Annotated in this window: 17 protein-coding genes; 8 read left to right on the forward strand and 9 right to left on the reverse strand. The window is 70.3% G+C overall.

All coding sequences use genetic code 11. The annotated features are described in order from the left end of the window. Positions 1–112: 112 nt before the first annotated feature. Together VF106_RS00740 and VF106_RS00745 are read right to left on the reverse strand one after the other, a co-directional pair. On the reverse strand, positions 113–958 hold the full coding sequence (locus VF106_RS00740; RefSeq protein WP_330837542.1) for an alpha/beta fold hydrolase: 846 nt from the start codon (positions 956–958) through the stop codon (positions 113–115). Further along, positions 955–1,518 carry a methyltransferase family protein gene (locus tag VF106_RS00745; RefSeq protein ID WP_330837543.1) on the reverse strand — a complete coding sequence of 188 codons (564 nt, stop codon included), beginning with the start codon at positions 1,516–1,518 and terminating at the stop codon, positions 955–957. The genes VF106_RS00740 and VF106_RS00745 overlap by 4 nt, the downstream gene beginning before the upstream one ends. Before the next feature lie 114 nt (positions 1,519–1,632). On the opposite strand from VF106_RS00745, the gene cmtR reads away from it, so the two are divergent. Genes cmtR through VF106_RS00760 form a run of 3 tightly spaced genes read left to right on the forward strand, consistent with a single transcriptional unit; the run spans position 1,633 to position 3,224 of the window. Further along, complete coding sequence (gene cmtR / locus VF106_RS00750) at positions 1,633–1,953, forward strand: Cd(II)/Pb(II)-sensing metalloregulatory transcriptional regulator CmtR (RefSeq protein ID WP_330837544.1); 321 nt, start codon at positions 1,633–1,635, stop codon at positions 1,951–1,953. Beyond that, the gene (locus VF106_RS00755) at positions 1,950–2,588 is read left to right on the forward strand and encodes a cation efflux transmembrane domain-containing protein (RefSeq protein WP_330837545.1); all 639 of its coding nucleotides are present in this window, start codon (positions 1,950–1,952) and stop codon (positions 2,586–2,588) included. Before cmtR ends, VF106_RS00755 begins: the two co-directional genes overlap by 4 nt. A gap of 15 nt (positions 2,589–2,603) precedes the next feature. Continuing rightward, positions 2,604–3,224, forward strand: coding sequence for a class I SAM-dependent methyltransferase (locus tag VF106_RS00760; RefSeq protein WP_330837546.1), 621 nt, complete (start codon positions 2,604–2,606; stop codon positions 3,222–3,224). Here VF106_RS00760 and VF106_RS00765 read toward each other — a convergent pair whose 3' ends face one another. Both VF106_RS00765 and VF106_RS00770 read right to left on the reverse strand, forming a co-directional pair. Then, positions 3,225–3,833 carry an NUDIX hydrolase gene (locus VF106_RS00765; RefSeq protein ID WP_330837547.1) on the reverse strand — a complete coding sequence of 203 codons (609 nt, stop codon included), beginning with the start codon at positions 3,831–3,833 and terminating at the stop codon, positions 3,225–3,227. Positions 3,834–3,889: 56 nt separating this feature from the next. Next, on the reverse strand, positions 3,890–4,807 hold the full coding sequence (locus VF106_RS00770; RefSeq protein ID WP_330837548.1) for a DUF5829 family protein: 918 nt from the start codon (positions 4,805–4,807) through the stop codon (positions 3,890–3,892). 63 nt (positions 4,808–4,870) lie between these two features. Here VF106_RS00770 and VF106_RS00775 point away from each other — a divergent pair, with 63 nt between their 5' ends. Together VF106_RS00775 and VF106_RS00780 are read left to right on the forward strand one after the other, a co-directional pair. Continuing rightward, positions 4,871–5,332 (forward strand): hypothetical protein, encoded by a 462-nt coding sequence (locus tag VF106_RS00775; protein ID WP_330837549.1) that lies wholly within the window; start codon positions 4,871–4,873, stop codon positions 5,330–5,332. Between the two features lie 75 nt (positions 5,333–5,407). Continuing rightward, positions 5,408–7,132: an alpha-L-fucosidase gene (locus VF106_RS00780; protein ID WP_330837550.1), complete on the forward strand. Its 1,725-nt coding sequence runs from the start codon at positions 5,408–5,410 to the stop codon at positions 7,130–7,132. 49 nt (positions 7,133–7,181) lie between these two features. Here VF106_RS00780 and VF106_RS00785 read toward each other — a convergent pair whose 3' ends face one another. Next, entirely contained in the window at positions 7,182–8,480 is a 1,299-nt protein-coding gene (locus VF106_RS00785; RefSeq protein ID WP_330837551.1) for a M14 family metallopeptidase, read from the reverse strand. Between the two features lie 179 nt (positions 8,481–8,659). Between VF106_RS00785 and VF106_RS00790 the strand changes: the two genes are divergently transcribed. The 3 genes from VF106_RS00790 to VF106_RS00800 are packed head-to-tail and all read left to right on the forward strand — an operon-like array spanning position 8,660 to position 12,082. Further along, the gene (locus tag VF106_RS00790) at positions 8,660–9,766 is read left to right on the forward strand and encodes a cation diffusion facilitator family transporter (protein ID WP_330837552.1); all 1,107 of its coding nucleotides are present in this window, start codon (positions 8,660–8,662) and stop codon (positions 9,764–9,766) included. 26 nt (positions 9,767–9,792) lie between these two features. Further along, on the forward strand, positions 9,793–10,458 hold the full coding sequence (locus tag VF106_RS00795) for a GntR family transcriptional regulator (protein WP_330837553.1): 666 nt from the start codon (positions 9,793–9,795) through the stop codon (positions 10,456–10,458). A 52-nt stretch (positions 10,459–10,510) separates the two neighbouring features. Then, entirely contained in the window at positions 10,511–12,082 is a 1,572-nt protein-coding gene (locus tag VF106_RS00800; protein WP_330837554.1) for an amidase, read from the forward strand. Here VF106_RS00800 and VF106_RS00805 read toward each other — a convergent pair. The 4 genes from VF106_RS00805 to VF106_RS00820 are packed head-to-tail and all read right to left on the reverse strand — an operon-like array spanning position 12,063 to position 16,715. Continuing rightward, positions 12,063–12,722, reverse strand: coding sequence for a class I SAM-dependent methyltransferase family protein (locus VF106_RS00805; RefSeq protein ID WP_330837555.1), 660 nt, complete (start codon positions 12,720–12,722; stop codon positions 12,063–12,065). The two genes, VF106_RS00800 and VF106_RS00805, sit on opposite strands and share 20 nt — an antisense overlap. Before the next feature lie 9 nt (positions 12,723–12,731). Continuing rightward, a complete protein-coding gene (locus VF106_RS00810; RefSeq protein ID WP_330837556.1) occupies positions 12,732–13,790 on the reverse strand; it encodes an S-methyl thiohydantoin desulfurase family protein in 1,059 nt (352 codons plus the stop codon). Further along, positions 13,783–15,399: a hydantoinase/oxoprolinase N-terminal domain-containing protein gene (locus VF106_RS00815; RefSeq protein ID WP_330837557.1), complete on the reverse strand. Its 1,617-nt coding sequence runs from the start codon at positions 15,397–15,399 to the stop codon at positions 13,783–13,785. Before VF106_RS00815 ends, VF106_RS00810 begins: the two co-directional genes overlap by 8 nt. Further along, positions 15,396–16,715, reverse strand: a complete 1,320-nt coding sequence (locus tag VF106_RS00820) for a purine-cytosine permease family protein (RefSeq protein ID WP_330837558.1) — start codon at positions 16,713–16,715, stop codon at positions 15,396–15,398. The genes VF106_RS00815 and VF106_RS00820 overlap by 4 nt, the downstream gene beginning before the upstream one ends. Positions 16,716–16,768: the final 53 nt, after the last annotated feature.

A 16,768-nucleotide genomic window follows, 5' to 3' on the forward strand; every position in this document is an offset into this window, starting at 1 on the left:
TCCAGTAGCACAAGGGAGAGCCGGACCGGGTCGGGCGACGGTCACCGCGGTGACCACCCTTCGGGCGTCTGCGGCCCGCACGCGGACACCCCGGTCGCGCGGTGACCGCGCCCTACTTGGCGCTCGCCTTGCTCAGATGTTCAGCGACCTCGGTCAGGTAGTCGGCGGGGCGGGTGAGGAGCAGGGAGTGGCCGCCGTCGGGGTAGAGGCGGAGTTCCGTGTCAGGGTGCAGGTCGAGCAGGCGCTGCCGGTGGACCGGTGTGATCAGTAGGTCGTCCGCCGCGGCGAGCATCAGGGTGGGGCCTTCCCAGCCGGGGCGCAGCTCGCCGGAGCGCTGGGCGAGGTCGAGCATCATCGCGTAGGAGTTCGCGAGGCCGTCGCGGCCGGCGCGGCGGTAGGCGGCCTCGGCCTGGGCGATCCAGAAGGCGGCCTCCGCCGATTCCCGCCACGCGGTGCGCAGTGCGGTCCGTGCGGCGTCGATGGTCTGTTCCCACGGGGTGTTCCGGAACGCGGCGAGTTTGCCCGCGAGCCGGTCGACGTCCTCCGGGCCGTACAGCCCGGTGCCGCTGAACACCAGCGATGCGACCCGGTCGGGGGCTCGCTGCGTGATCACCTCGGCGAGCATCCCGCCCGCGGACTGCCCCACCACGTGGGCCCTGCCGATGTCCTCGGCGTCCACGATGGCCAGTACCCCATCGGCCAACTCGTCCAGCGTGGTGGCGGTGGGCGGGTAGTCGACCGTGACCGTTCGATAGTCGCCGTGCAGGGCGAGGGCGAGATCCACCCAGCTGATGCCGATGCCCACGCCGCCGGGCAGGAGCAGCACCGCGTCACCGTGGCCGGCCGTGTGGTACCGCCAACCGGCCCGTTCCGTGCGGGTGAAGGTCCGCTCGAACTCCGCCGCCCGCTGCTCGATCGTGCGCATCCGCCGCTTCTCGTCCTGGTTTCGCGTGGTCATGCCCGCACCCGGCCGATCCCCGGCACGAACCGGCCGACCCGAGCGGCGTAGCTGGCGTACTCGGCGCCGTGAACCCTGCGGAGATACGGCTCCTCGACCCGGCGGACCTGCAGCTCCAGCGCGATCAGCAAGCACACGACGCCCGCCAGTGCGACGACGTTGCCGACCATGAGGGCTATGCCGACGGAGGTCACCACCGCCGCGGAGAAGACCGGGTTCCTGGCCAGCCCGAACAGCCCGCCGGTCACCAGCGCCGTCCGCTCGTTCGGATCGACGCCGATGCGCCATGACTCGCCCATGCCCAGCTGTCCGGCGAGCGTCACCGCGGTCCCCGCCACGACCAGGACGATCCCCACGAACCCCGTGCCATCGAGCACCGGAGCCAGACCGGCCATGCCCGCGATGGGCGCGAGGATGCCGACGGCCAGCACCGACACCCCGAGAAGCAGCTGCGCGACGAGCTCGACCCGCGAGTTGCGCCGGTGTCGCAGGCCTGTGTCACCGGTCCGTCGGGCCTGCATCAGCATCCGCAGACCGAAGACGACAGCCAGCCACGTCATGGACAGGATCAAAGCCGCAACCGCCATCACAAACCCCCAATCATTCATACATTGCGATGCGTGCATGTATATCACGCCTGTTGATGCGTCAGCCATGGCTGTACTGTTCCGGGAATGCTGACGTGTGAGACGCGGGAGTCGGCCCTGGCTCGTCTGGGGCGAGCGCTGGCCGATCCGACCCGCTGCCGGATCCTGGTCGCCCTTCTCGACGGGGTGAGCTATCCCGGCCAGCTCGCCACCCAGCTCGGCCTGACCCGCTCGAACGTGTCCAACCACCTGGCCTGCCTGCGTGGCTGCGGCCTGGTGGTGGCCACGTACGAGGGTCGCCAGGTCCGCTACGCGCTGGCCGACGCGCACCTGGCCCGCGCGTTGAGCGAGCTGGTGCAGGTCGTGCTGGCCGTGGACATCGAACAGCCCTGCCTGGACGCCCAGTGAGTGACGACTGCTGCACACCAGCCGCGATCTCGACTCGCGTCGATCCACGTCGGGCGGTGTTGTCACGGCGGGTGCGGCTGCTGGTCGCTGCCACGATCACCTACAACGTCGTCGAGGCCGTCGTCGCGCTCACGGCCGGGACGATCGCCTCGTCCACCGCGCTGATCGGGTTCGGGCTGGACTCGGTCATCGAGGTCGCCTCCGCGACCGCGGTGGCCTGGCAGTTCTCCGGCAAGGACCCCGAGGCGCGGGAGCGTGCCGCGCTGAAGGTGATCGCGGTGTCGTTCTTCGCGCTCGCGCTCTACGTCACCGTCGAGTCCGTCCGCGGCCTGCTGGAGGCGGAGTCCGCCGACCACTCGACGGTCGGGATCGTGCTGGCGGCGGTGTCGCTGCTGGTCATGCCGTTCCTGTCCTACGCCCAGCGACGCGCCGGGCGCGAGCTCGGGTCGGCCAGCGCGGTCGCGGACTCCAAACAGACCCTGCTGTGCACCTACCTGTCCGGCGTCCTGCTGGTCGGGCTGCTGCTCAACAGCCTGTTCGGCTGGTCGTGGGCCGACCCGGTCGTCGCGCTGGTCATCGCCGCCGTCGCGGTCAAGGAAGGCCGCGAGGCCTGGCGCGGCGAGCACTGCTGCTGACCGGAGGAGGGAATCATGGACGGTCGAGCCCGCTGGCAGCGGTACTGGGACCGGAAGTCACGGACCTATGACCGGGAGATGGGCGCACTGGACCGCCGGTTCTTCGGCGACTCCCGGCAGTGGGCCTGCTCGCAGGCCGCCGGTGAGGTGCTCGAGGTCGCCGTCGGGACCGGGCTGAACCTGCCGTACTACCCGCCCGAGATCCCGCTCACCGGCCTCGACCTCAGCGAGCGGATGCTCGACATCGCCCGATCCCGTGCCCGGGGCCTCGCCCGCGACGTGACCTTGCGGCGCGGCAGCGCGCACGAGCTGCCCTTCGCCGACGCGACCTTCGACACGGTGGTGTGCACGCTCGGCCTGTGCGCGATCCCGGACCACGAAACCGCGGTCGACGAGATGGTCCGCGTGCTTCGCCCGGGTGGGCGGTTGATCCTCGTCGACCACGTCGCCAGCACGTCCCGCCTGGTCCGCGGCGTGCAACGGCTGCTGGAGGCGGTCACGGTCCCGTTGGCCGGTGAGCACTTCCTGCGCCGGCCGCTCGAGCAGGTCCGTGCCCGCGGTCTGGACGTCGAACAGCGGCAACGCTTCAAGCTCGGCCTGGTGGAACGGCTCGTCGCGCGTAAACCGACCGGCTGACTACCGCCAGGCGAACGGTGGCTGTTCGAGGTCGGCCACGCGGGTGTGCCGGTCGTGGAGCACGACCTCGCGGAACTGGTACAGCACGGCCGCGGTGGGTGCGTGCACGAGGTGGCCGATCAGCGGCAGCTGGATGACCGGCCGCTCGGACTCGGGAATCCGGACGAACCGCGGCGGCACGTCGAGGTCACGCAGGGAAATTCGGTGCAGCTCAGCCACTTCGGCCGGGTTGGGCACCGGTGTGTTGGCGGCGCCTGCCCAGACCACCACCGGCGTGATCACGTAGCCGGAGCGGGTGGGGTAGTCGTCGAGCACGCCGAGCACGTCCCGACGGGGCACGGTGACCCCAAGCTCCTCGCGCAGTTCGCGGAGCGCGGCGTCGACGGCGTCCTCCGCGTCGTCGAGGCGGCCACCCGGTAGGGCGAACTGTCCGGCGTGCTCACGCATCCGCGCCGCGCGCGTGGTGAGCCAGATGCCGGTCTCGGCGCCGCCGGTGACCAGGGCGATGGCCACCGCCGCCGGCCGCCGCCCGTCGAGTGGAACGGTGGTCGCGGTGAATCGGTCGAGCCGGTCCGTGACCACCGCACGGACATCCGCTGGCGTTGACATACCGGCATGTTAGGCAAGGCCCGGCCGGCGACGGCGTCACCGGCCGGGCGGGGGAGTCAGGCGCCGAACGTCCAGACGGCACGGTCCCTCGGGCCGACGGTCAGTGTCGAGTTGCCGAGGCGCACCTCGTCCTGGTAGGTGATGGACCGGTTGAGCGCGAAGTCGATGCGGCGCAGGCCGACCTGGTCGAACGGCACGGCGTCGAGCCGGATCGTGACGCCGCCGCCCGTCGCGACGACGCCGGTCGACACGGTCTGCACCGAGAACCCGCCGGCCCGCAGCAGCGGCACGTTGTTCACGAGGTCGTTCTCCGTGACCGCGATGCGGACGCCGGTCACGTTGCGCATCAGGTGGTCGGCGTAGGTGTCCGGCAGGTAGCGCTCGCGGCCCACGTCACCGGGGAAGCTGGCCGGCTCTGTCTTGCTGCGCGGGTCGGCGAGGTACTCCTCGCGGTACTCCATGCCCCAGGCCATGAACGCGTCGTACGTGGCGACGGTGTTGACGCCGTCGAACCACGGCACCCGGACGCCGTCACCGAAGTCGCGGGTCTGGAGGAAGGGCAGCGGGTCGGGGAGGCCTGCGGCCGGCAGTCCCTCGATGGCCGTCGCCAGGTCGCCGTCGCGGTCGGCCGACACCGCAAGGCCGGCGGCACCCGCGATGTCGTCCGGGGCGGGCAGCTCACCCTCCTTGAAGAACTCGAGGTAGGTCTCGCGGCCGTACAGGTAGCGACCGGTCCAGGTCAGGTCCCCGCTGCTGGTGGTGCGGATCTCGAAGCTGGCGAACTCCCGCAGGTACTCGGAGTTCGCGACGGCGTCGGCGGTCTCCGCGTCGAGCACCCCGTAGGCGTGGTTGTAGTACAACAGCTGGTTGGCGCTTTCCTCGGCCTGTGCCGTTCCCGCGCTGCCGTCCACGCCCCCGACCAGGGTGATGGGGAGAGCCAGGGCAAGAACCAGGATCGTCCGTCTCATCGACATGTGGATCATGATATGGAGAGCGGCGGCCGCGTCGTCACCTTTTTTCCATGTGAGGTTGCTAGCATGAAAATTGTTCGCCTGGGCGCGTGGTGCGACTACGTCACCGAAGATGAGTACCGGGCCGAGTTGGGCCACTCGTCGGCCCGCGTCGACCAGCCCGAACCCGTGCCGGGGTTGATGGACGCGCGCTTCCTCGACGAGGCCGTGGCGCAGTTCCGGCGTGGCGCCTCGTTTCGGGTGCACGAGTTCGCCGACCTCGCCGACGGCCGCCGCCTCACGCTGCACACCGATCGAGGTTTCTCCCTGTCGGGGGCGGTCGACATCTGGGCGTCGCTGACGCTGGCGACGCTCGAGGCGGACGTGCGCACCACCGTGCTCCCGGACGAGGACACGGGAGAGGAGCACCCGTGGGAGTGGCTTTCCGAGCTGCTTCACGCGCGGGGTGTCGACGTGTCGCCCGAGCAGCTCCCGGAGCTGCCGTACGAGGTGGAGTTCAGCGAGCGGCTGCGTGCCCGGGTGCCCTGAAGATCGACGAGGCCTGGTCACACATCGGATCTCTCGGCTAACGTGGCTGTGACGCACCGAAGCCGAGGAGTGACCATGCGCATTCGCGCCGCCCTGTCGGCCAGCATGATGACCGTCGCCCTGATGCCGATGCTGCCCGCCTTCGCGGCGGAGTCATCCGACGCGTGCCGGTCGCCGATCCGGCCAGCGCCCATCATCGCCCTCGAGCCCTGCGACGACATGGACCGGATCGTGGCCAAGGCCGCCAACGTGGTGCCCACCCCGGCGCAGGTCGCCTGGCAGCGCCAGGGCGTCGTGGCCTTCACCCACTTCGGCATGAACACGTTCACCGACCGGGAATGGGGCTCCGGTGCGGAGAACCCGGCGTGGTTCGCGCCAGCCGCGCTCGATGTGGACCAGTGGATGCGCGCGTACAAGGCGGCCGGCGCGAAGCTGGTGATGCTGACCGTCAAGCACCACGACGGGTTCGTGCTCTACCCGACCCGCTACTCGCCCCACTCGGTCACGGCGAGCCCGTGGTGGCGGCTGCCGGACGGGACGGTCAACCCGGCCGGCGACGTGTTCGGCGAGTACGTGCGGGCCGCCCGCGCCGCCGGGCTGAAGGTCGGCATCTACCTCTCGCCGTCCGACGGCGCCGAACACCCGCACGCGTGGCACGCCGACTACGTCGAGAGCATCCGGGAGAAGCAGGCGGCGGGGTTGCCGCTGTCCATGGAGGAACGGGTCACGCTCGAGGACGGCGACCGGGCGCCCGGCGGACTCGGCCGGTACGGCAACGGCAGCCCGGTCGCGCCGACGACCATCCCCACGCCGGCCCCCGGCGACGACCGCACCGGCCGCGACCTGCCCACCTTCCAGTTCACCGTGGACGACTACAACGCCTACTACCTCAACCAGATCTACGAGCTGCTCACCCAGTACGGGCCGATCGACGAGTTCTGGCTGGACGGTGCCAACCCATGGGCGGACGCGGGCCTGTCCGCCGACTACGACTTCGCCGCGTGGTTCCGGCTGATCCACGCGCTGTCCCCGCGCACGCTGATCGACGAGGGCCCGCGCGGCTTCCGCTGGGCCGGCAACGAGGCGGGTATCGCGCGGGAGAACGAGTGGAGCCCGACGCCGTACACGGGAGATCCCGAGACCGGCTACGGCCAACGCCTGATCATCGGCGGCTGGCCGGACGGCGTGACCGCGCCCGACCTCGGTTCCCGCGCCCGGCTCGCCGACCCGTCCGTGCGGTACCTGTCGTGGATGCCGGCCGAGGCGGACGTGTCGATCAGGCCCGGCTGGTTCCACCACGCCAACCAGCGCCCGAAGACCGCGGCGCAGCTGGTGAGCCTGTACCAGCGCAGTGCCGGCCGTAACTCGATACTGCTGCTCAACGTGCCACCGAACCGTCAGGGCGTCCTCGCCGACGCCGACGTCACCGAGCTGACCGGGTTCGGCACGGCCATCGCGCGGACCTACCGCCCCGAACAGGTGCGCCAACTGCGCTGGCGCCCGCCGCACGGCGCGACCACCGGCGACCTGGTGCTGCGCCTCGACGGCCGGCAGCGGTTCGACCAGATCGCGCTCGGGGAGGGAATCGAGCAGGGCCAACGAATCGAGGCGTTCAGTGTGGACGCCTGGACGCCGGCCGGATGGCGCCAGCTCACCGAGGGCGGCACGATCGGCAACCGCCGCATCCTGGTGCTGCCCGAACCGGTGGACACTGACCGCATCCGCGTGCGGGTCCTGCAGTCCAGGGCGGCCCCGCTGATCACGTCGATCGGCCTGCACACGACCGCTCCGGAGAGCTGACACAAACGGTGCCCGCACGCCTTCGCGTGCGGGCACCGCGGTGTTCGGGTCAGGCCGCGCAGGTCTGACCGATGACGCGCCTCGGGCAGTCCGAGTAGTCCAGCAACAGCAGGACCGCCGCCCGGTTACGGGTGGTCTCGCGGGAGATCACCTCGTCGGGCGGGTAGAAACCGCCGCCGGAGCCGCTTGATCCCGGGTACATCTCGAACGTGTACGTGTAGACCCGCTGCACGCCCCACATCCAGTCACCGATCGTGCCGTCGGTGATGTACAGGTCCGACGACTGCTCGGGGGTGTAGCCGTTGGTCTGCGCCATCATCTGGCCCAGCCGGGCGTGGGTGTCGCGCTCCGCCTGGGTGAGGCCCGGGCCGAGGTCGTTGTACGTGTAGCCGTACGGCCACAGGATCAGCTGGCTGTAGGTGTGGAAGTCGATGTGGGTGCTGATCTGCTGGCGCCCACCGACCACCCGGCTGCGCACGAAGTTGGCGACCACCCGCACCTCGGGCGCCGACTCCGCGCTGGGACCGTGATAGGTGTCGCTACTGGTGCTGCCCGACGAGCCGCCGCAGCAGGCCCAGTTGTGGTTCCAGTTGCGGTTGAGGTCGGTGCCGACACTCGACGACCCGGAGTTGGGCTGCCGGTTCTTGCGCCAGCTGCGGTAGGAGCCGGTGGCGATGTCGTACTCGCCGCCGTCCGGGTTCACGTCCGGCACGATCCAGATCTCCCGGCTGTTGACCAGGTCCCGGACGCGCGTGTCGGTGGCGTACTGGTCGGTGAACAGGCTCACCAGGTACAGCGCCATCTCCACGGTCAGGTGCTCACGGGCGTGTTGGTGTGCCGTGAACAGGACCTCGGGCTCGGCCTCGTCGGTCGCCACGTTGTCGGAGATCTTGATCGCCGAGATCTCCCTGCCCTGGTACGACGTGCCGATCACGCGCTTGCTGATCAGCGTCGGGTGGTCGATTAGCGCCTGGTTGACCTCGGCGGTCATCTCGGCGAAGTTGTGGTAACGCGAGTCGGCGGACGGGAAGTCGAGCGGTCTCAGGGCTCCTGGCGGGGCCGGGAGCTCCTGGCGCTGGACCCGGTAGCCCAGCGCCTCGATCTCCTTGATCTCCTCGGGCGTCGCGGTGATGTTCAACCCGCTGTGTTCCGCGGAGTTGATCGCGGCGCCGGTACGGGCGATCTCGGTGCGCTGTTCGACGGTCTTGACATTGTCCACCCGGTACTCGCCGCTGGCCGACGGCGCCTCCGGGGGCTGCGCCACGGTGGCCGGCGCATTGGTGACTGACAGTGCCGTGGCGACGGCGATGAAGGCGCCGGCCACGAGCGATAGACGGGTTCTTCTCACGGTTACCTCCCGCAGGGACACCGACAGGGCGGTGTTGGAGGAACTTGTTGCGCGCTCGATGTTTCCGGCGCGCGGTCACCGTCACAACCGGCAAACAGGCACACCGGTTGCCAGTTTTGCCGGCCGGTCGTAATGTGTACCGTGATACATCACGAGCCGAACGCGTCGGGGGAGCCGCCATGAGTGACGAGCGTGAGCCGCACGGTCACGGGCATGCCCACGGCCACGGACACGGACACGGACACGGGCGCCGCGGTGGCTTCTGGGCCAAGGTGAAGCACGTGGTCGTGCCCCATTCGCACGACGCGAACGAGGCGATCCAGTCCGCGACCGAGTCGAGCGGGCAGGGCATCCGGGCGGCGTGGATCGGCCTTGGCGGCATGATGGCCACGGCGATCCTGCAGATGGTGATCGTGGCGCTGTCGGGGTCGATCGCGTTGTTGGCGGACACCGTGCACAACCTCGGGCACGCGGTGACCACGATCCCGCTGGTGATCGCGTTCCGGTTGGGGCGCAAGGCCGCCACCAGCCGCTACCCCTACGGGTACCGGCGCGCGGAGGACCTGGCCGGGGTGTTGATCGCGCTGGTGATCGCCGCCTCGGTCGTGCTGATCGTCTGGGAGTCGATCGACGCGTTGATCAACCCGCACCCGTTGACCAACCTGTGGTGGGTGTTCGCCGCCGGTCTGGTCGGGTTCGCCGGCAACGAGATCGTCGCGGTCTACCGGATCCGGACGGGCCGACGGATCGGCTCGGCCGCGTTGGTCGCCGAGGGACAGCACGCCCGCGCGGACGGGCTCACCTCCATCGCCGTCGTGGTCGGCGTGATCGGCGTGTGGCTCGGGTTCGAGCGAGCGGACGCGATCATCGGCCTGCTCATCGGCATCGCGGTGTTCGGCATCCTCGTCAGCACGATGCGGACCGTGTTCCGCCGGTTGATGGACGGCGTGGAGCCGGGTGTGGTGGAGCAGATGACCGCGACCGCCGCGACGGTGGACGGAGTGCTTGCCGTGGACCGGGTCCGGGTCCGCTGGACCGGACACCGGCTGGAGGCGGACGCGGACCTGGCCGTCCAGGGTGGACTGTCTATCGTGGACGGCCACGAGATCGCCGACCGCGTCGAGCACGAGCTGCTGCACGCCACCCCGCACCTGGAGTCGGTCGTCGTGCACCTGCACCCGGTGGTCGACGGGCACCGCCCCCACGACCTGCACGAGCTGTCCGGCCATCACGCCAACCCCGAGGCGCGCGCCGCGTATCAGGCCAAGCTCGCCGAACACCGGTGATGCCGCCGGGTACCATCTGCCATGACATGTCACAGACCGAAGTCGCCTACGGGCACCTCAAACACCTGATCCTCACCGGTGCGCTCGCGCCGGGCGAGGAGCTGCGCGAAAGCGCGCTCGCCGAGTCGTCGGGCTACGGTCGCACGCCGATACGGGAGGCGTTGCGCCGCCTCGTGCAGGAGGGGTTCGTCGAGGTGCGTCCGCGCCAGGGCTACCGGGTGTCGGTGGTGACGCTGGCGAGCGTGCGGGACCTGTTCGAGATGCGGCTGCTGCTCGAACCCGCGGCGGCGGAGCTGGCCGCCACCCGTGCGTCGCAGGAGGAACTGGCCGCGCTGCACGAGCTCGCGCACGAGTCGTACGTGCCAGGCGACCCGGAGAGCTATGAGCGGTTCCTCCAGCACAACCGCGAGTTCCACGTCCGCGTCGCCCGCGCGGCCGGCAACGAGCGGCTGGCCCGCACACTGCAGGTGCTGCTGGAAGAGATGCAGCGGCTGTTCTTCATCAGCCTCCCCGGCCGGGACGGCGACACCGCATCGGAACTCGTGCACGAGCACCACGAACTGCACGACGCGTTGCTCGCGCGCGACGCCGCCAGGGCGCGGCAGGTCGTGATCGACCAGATCGAGGCCAGCCGCGCCAGGGTGATGGCGGGCCTGTTGGCCGGCGCGCATCCCACCGTGGTGTTGGCATGACCCTACGAATGGGGCTAGCGATGATCTCGATTCGAGGAGTGGCATAGGTACTATGCCTCGGACGCGCCTGCCCGCAGTCCTGCTCGCCACGTTCGTGCTCGTTCTGCTGCCTGTGGTGGCGGTGGCGGATGACGGGCGGACCGACAGTCGAGCGAGTTTCGACCTTGGTGCGGCCACCATTCCCGACCTGCAGCGGCGGATGGACCGGGGACAGCTCACCTCGGTCGGGTTGACATCCGCTTATCTGCGGCGGATCGCGGCGATCGACGGGAAGATCCACTCAGTGATCGCGGTCAACGGGCGGGCACTCGCGGAGGCCTCGGCGAGCGATGTCCGCAGGCGGGACGGGCGCACGCGCGGCCCGCTCGACGGCATTCCCGTACTGCTCAAGGACAACATCGACACCCGCGGCGAGCCGACCACCGCGGGATCCCGGGTGTTCGACGGCACGCGCCCGGCCGCCGACGCTCATCTCGTCGCCCGGCTTCACCGTGCCGGCGCGGTGATCCTGGGGAAGGCGAACCTGTCGGAGTGGGCGAACTTCCGGTCCACGCACTCGACCTCGGGCTGGTCGGGGGTCGGCGGTCAGACCAACAACCCGTACGTGCTCGACCGCAACCCCTGCGGGTCCTCGTCCGGCTCCGGGGCGGCGATCGCCGCCGCACTGGCACAGGTGACGATCGGCACGGAAACCGACGGCTCGATCGTGTGCCCGGCCGGCGCCAACGGCATCGTCGGCCACAAGCCGACACTGGGACTGGTCAGCAGGACGGGTGTCGTGCCGATCTCGGCCGAGCAGGACACCGCGGGCCCGATGGCCAGGCACGTGGTCGACGCGGCGATCACGCTGTCGGTGCTGCAGGGACGCGACGCCGCCGACGCCGCCACCCACGCCATTCCCACCGGCCAACCTCGGGACTATGCCGCACTGCTGCGCCCGAACGCGTTACGTGGCACCAGGATCGGGGTGTGGCGTCTGTCCGGTGTGGACGCTGACGTCGACCGGGTGGTGAACGAGTCGGTGGCCGTGCTCCGGTCGCGTGGCGCCACCGTCATCGACGTCGAGCTGCCCTACCAGGACCTGGTCAACGAGAACGAGTTTCCCGCGCTGCTCACCGAGTTCCGTCGTGACCTCAACGCCTATCTCGGGGCTCGTCCCGGGGCGCCGGACACGTTGGCGGAGGTGATCGCGTTCAACCGCACGGATCCGGTCGAGCTGTCGAAGTTCGGACAGGAGCTGTTCGAGCAGGCCGAAGTCGCGCCACCGCCGACCGATCCCACCTACCTGAACCGACGCCGGACGGCCACCGACGCCGCCCGCCGGTCCATCGACGAGACCATGGACCGGTTCGACCTGGACGCGATCATGGCCCCGACGAACAGCCCGGCATGGCGAACCGACTACACCGCCGGCGACGCGTTCGTGCTGGGTTCGTCCGGTCCGGCGGCTGTGGCCGGATACCCGAACGTCTCGGTGCCCGCGGGTTTCGCCGGGCCGCTGCCGGTCGGCGTCTCGTTCTTCGCCGAACGCTGGTCGGACGCGAAGGTCCTCGCACTGGCCGCGGCCTTCGAGCGGGCCAACCCCACCTACCGCCCGCCCGAGTTCATCCCGACGACTGGTTGACGTCGTCGAGCACGTCGTACCCGACGAACGTGAACATGTGCGCGCCGGCGGCCAACGGCTGCGGCTGACCGGTGAAGCGGTGCACGCCGACGCCGAATCCGGCGTCCGGCTCCGAGACCCATCGGCGTTCGAAGCCAAGCCCTTCGAACCACTCGCAGATCAACGGCACCCGGTCGGGCGCGCCGCGGTGGCGGGTCCAGATGACCGTGCCGCCCGTGGCGCACAACTGGGCGCAGAAGCCGACGGTCCGGTGGATGTCCTCGTCGCTGAGGTTGCCGAACACACCACACACCAACACGAGATCCGCCGGTACCAGGCTGTGGTAGTGATCGGTGCGCGACGCGTCGGCCGTGAGCACCTCGACCCCGGTCAGGCCCGCCGCCCTGGCGGTGTCCTCGGCGGCCTTCGCGTTCCGCGGGTCCAGTTCCACCAGCCGCGCCCGGACGTCGTCTCGGCGCGGATGGTCGGCCAGCACGCCGAGCAGGTCACGTCCCTGGCCGGCGCACAGGCTGACCACCCGCAGCGGACCGGGCGGGCTTTCGTCCAGGACGGCCCTGATCTGCCGCTGAACGGCCCGCAACCGCCTCGCCATCCACGAGCCAGGAAGGTCGTACTCGTCGTGCCACGTTCGCCAGTCCATGGGCGAACCCTATGGCGCGAGTGGCCGGTAGTCGCTGTCGTAACCGAAGTAGCGTGGGCCGACCAGTTCGAGGCCGGCCGGGGTGGTCCACCTGGGGTCGCCGGGGATGCCGAGCACGGTGACCCGGTTGCCGTAGCGCATCGACTCGGTGGTGACCGGTTCGCCGGTGTCGGTTTCCAGTGCGCAGATCAGGTCCGGGGTCGTGGCGACCACCTCGCCGTCGCGTTCGGCCAGGAGGTACTCGTTCTGGAACGACAGGCGCAGTTCAGAGTCCGTGCCGGTGATGGTGGCGGTGCCTCTGGCGAAACCACCCGTCGTGGCTCGCTGCACGTCCACCACCTTGCCGGTGGCCAGTCGGACTCCGTCGACCATGTCCGCCACCGCCGCGGCCGGGTCTCGGTGTTCGGCGCGGGCGGTACGTACGGCGGCGCCGAGTCGCTGCGCCAGCGTGATCGTGTCGGCCACCAGGCCGTCGGAGAGCTGTGCGCCGGTCATCAACGTGTCGGCGGTGAACACCGAGCACCCGGTGGCCACGCAGACCGCGCGGGCGATGCGTTCCGCCCACAGGCTCGACGCCGCGTGCAGGACGAGCGTGTTGCCCTTGTCGTCGGCGATGGCCATCGGGCTCGTGGGGATGCCGGCCAGGGTGGGCAGCACCATCTGCGCCTCGGGGAACGCGCGGCCCATGGCGTCGCCGTCGACGATCGGCAGCCCCGTCTCCGCGGCCAGGGCGAGCGGGATGAGCGAGTTCATGCCGCCGATCTCGATCGGCACCAGATGGGTCGCCGTCAGCCCGGTCTCGTGTTCCAGCGCACGCAGCGCGGCGAGCGCCTCGGTGCCGTTGGGCAGTTTCTCCTGGCTGACCGTGGGCGCGCCGAGTGTCGCGACGGGGACGACCACCGCGTCGGGCGGCACCTCGTCGACCGCGACCACCGTGATGGGGCCGTGCCGGGTGATGGCCACCTCGGCCAGGAGCTTGCCAAGGTACGGGTCGCCGCCCCCACCGGAGCCGAGGATCCCCGCGCCACGGGCGATGTCGTCGATGTCGTCGAGAACGATCTCACGCACCGGGCACTCCCACCGGCTCACGGGTCTGGACGCGGTCGAGGTCGAGGTCACCGACGGCCTTCACCCGGATCCGGGTGGCGCCGCCGGGCAGGTAGGCGAGGGGCACCTCGTCGATCTCGACGATCTCGACCGTGCCCGGCCTGGCACCGGCGGACTCGGCGCGGGCGACCGCTTCGGCCCTGGCCTCCGCGAGCACGGTTTCCCTTGCGCCGTCAGCGACCTGGACGACACGGTCCAGCTCGCCGCCCACCTTCGCGATCGCCGCGCCGATCGCGTTGGCGACGTCGGAATGCTCCGGGCGGCGCACATCCGGCAGCCCGGGGATCTCGTCCGGCAGCACCACGCTGCCACCGCCGACCAGCACGACCGGCAGCGGCTCCGGGGATGTGCGCATCCGGTCGACCGCGTCGGCGATCCGTTCGCTGACCTCGCCGAGCACGGCACGCGCCCGGTCGGCGTCGAAACGGCGGACCAGTGCCGTCATGGTGCCGACGCGGCTCTGCCCGGCGGCGACCGCCACGTCGGTCAGCGTGAGGGTGTCGCCGCCGAACACCAGTGCCTTGCTGGTCAGCTCGAAGCCGACGCTGTCCGGCCCGACGGTGGTGCGTTCACCGTTCGAGAAGTCGCGGACGAGGCTCCCACCGCCGATGCCGAGCGAGAGCACGTCGGGCATGCGCCAGTTCGTGCGAATGCCGGCGATGTCGGTGATCGCGGGCGCCTCACGGGGAAAGCCGCCGACGAGCATGCCGATGTCGGTGGTGGTGCCGCCGACGTCGATCACCGCACAGTCGGCCACACCGGACAGGAAACCGGCGCCACGCATCGAGTTCGTCGGCCCGGACGCGAACGTGGCCGCGGGGAACCGGCGGCAGTACTCCACGTCCATCAGCGTGCCGTCGTTCTGGCTGAGCAGCAGGGGAGCGGTGATGCCGGCCTCGGCGAGCGCGTCGGTCAACGCGTCCGCGAGCCGGCCGGCCAACTCGATCAGCGCGGCGTTGAGGACCGTGGCGTTCTCCCGCTCCAGCAACCCGATCCGGCCGAGCTCGTGGGAGCAGGACACCCGCAGCTCGGGCACCTCCGCCCGCAGGATCTCCGCCGCCTCGAGTTCCATTGTCCCGTTCACCGGCGCGAACACCGACGACACCGCGACCGACCGCACCCCTGCCGCGGCGAGGTCGGCCGCCGTCCGACGCAGCTCGTCGGCGTCCAAAGTAGACAGCTCGGTGCCGTCGTACTCGTACCCGCCGTGACAGAGGTACGCGCGGTCGCCGACGGCGACCCGCAACCGTTCTGGCCAGCCGGTCAGCGGGGGAAGCGCGGCGGTCGCCGGCAACCCGAGGCGGATCACCGCGGTCGGGGTCAGGTCACGGGCCTGCACGACCGCGTTGGTGAAGTGCGTGGTGCCGATCATCACCGCCGTGATCTGCCCCGGTTCGAAACCCTCCGGCGCGTCCCGCAGCAGCTCGTCGATCGCGGTGACCACACCGGCGGTGACGTCGGTGGTCGTCGGCGTCTTCACCGCGGCCAGCACCCGCACGTCCTCGTCCTGCCGCCCGGCGACCAGTACGGCGTCGGTGTTGGTGCCGCCGACGTCGATGCCGATCCTCATCCGCCGGTCCCCCCGGTGGCGACCGGGAGTTCCCTGGTGCCACGCACCAGTCCGGCCTTCCCCGCGGCCACGTAGAGAATTCCGGCCACCGCGAGGGAGTTGAGCGCGGGAATGCCGAACTGCTCCTGTTCGGTCCACCAGCCGAGCACCGCCGACGCGACCCAGATCACCAGCGTGGCCGGCACCCAGCCGGGCTCGGTCTCGGGGAGCCGGCCGTTCGCGCGGGCCTCGTCGAGCGCGGGTCGCCAGCGGCGCACGAGGAAGTACTCGGCGACCATGATGCCGGCGATCGGCGGCATCGCGACGCCAAGCACGGTGAGGAAGTCGGCGAACCGGTCGAGGATGCCCGCCGCCGACAGCGCGGTGCCGACCACGCCGATCGCGATCGTCGCCACCACCCGGTTCAGCCGCACACCGAACACTGTGGACAGTGTGTTCACGAACCCGAGCGAGGAGCTGTACAGGTTCCAGTCGTTGATCTTCACGGTGGCCGAGACCAGGATGATGATCCCCAGGGCGCCCGACGTGGCCCCGAAGATCGACACCACGTCGGCCTCCTTGATCGCGTAGGCGAGGAGCACACCGACAAGGCCGAGCACGTACTGTCCGAGGGTGATCGACACGACCGTCTGCTTCACCACGTCACCGGACGTACGGTTGAACCGGGTCATGTCCGGTGTGAGCACCGCACCGGCGATGTAGGAGCCGGCGACGATCGTCGCCCCGGTGGCGATCGACATCGGCTCGCCGAACGGCTCGGTGCCGATCAGGTCACCGATGCTGTGCTTGGTGAACTCACCGATCACCGACCAGCCGGCCAGCAACAGGAACGCGGGCACGGTGATGTAGGCGATCCACGCCATCCACCGGAACCCGTACACCACCAGCGCGGTCACCCCGAGCCCGGTCACGATGGACCACACCCACACGGGCACCCCGTCCATCAGGGCGTGCAGCCCTTCGGCGAAGATCGCGTTCTGGATCCCGAACCACCCGATCAAGCTGGTCGCGACGACCAACCCGATCAACGCGGACCCGAGCCGCCCGAACCCGGTCCACCGCGCGAGGACCGAAGTGGACAGTCCTTCCCGGACACCAGCGATCCCGGCGAAGATCGCGACCAGCTCCAGGATCACCGACCCGAGCGTCAACGACCAGAACGCGCCCCAGAACGACATCCCGGCACCCAACGTGGCGCCGAGCAGGAACACGGTGAGATCGGACAGCTGCCCAAACCGTTGCACCGCGACGGTCCACCACGGATAACGCGCGTTGTCCGGCACCCGGTCCAACGCGTAGTCATCAGCCCCCAGCATCAGTTCCCTTTCTGTGACATGAATTGCCGCACCCACCGCCCGCCGCGGCCGGC

The organism is Actinophytocola sp. (genome assembly GCF_036378875.1).
In the GTDB taxonomy this organism is placed as follows: domain Bacteria; phylum Actinomycetota; class Actinomycetes; order Mycobacteriales; family Pseudonocardiaceae; genus Actinophytocola.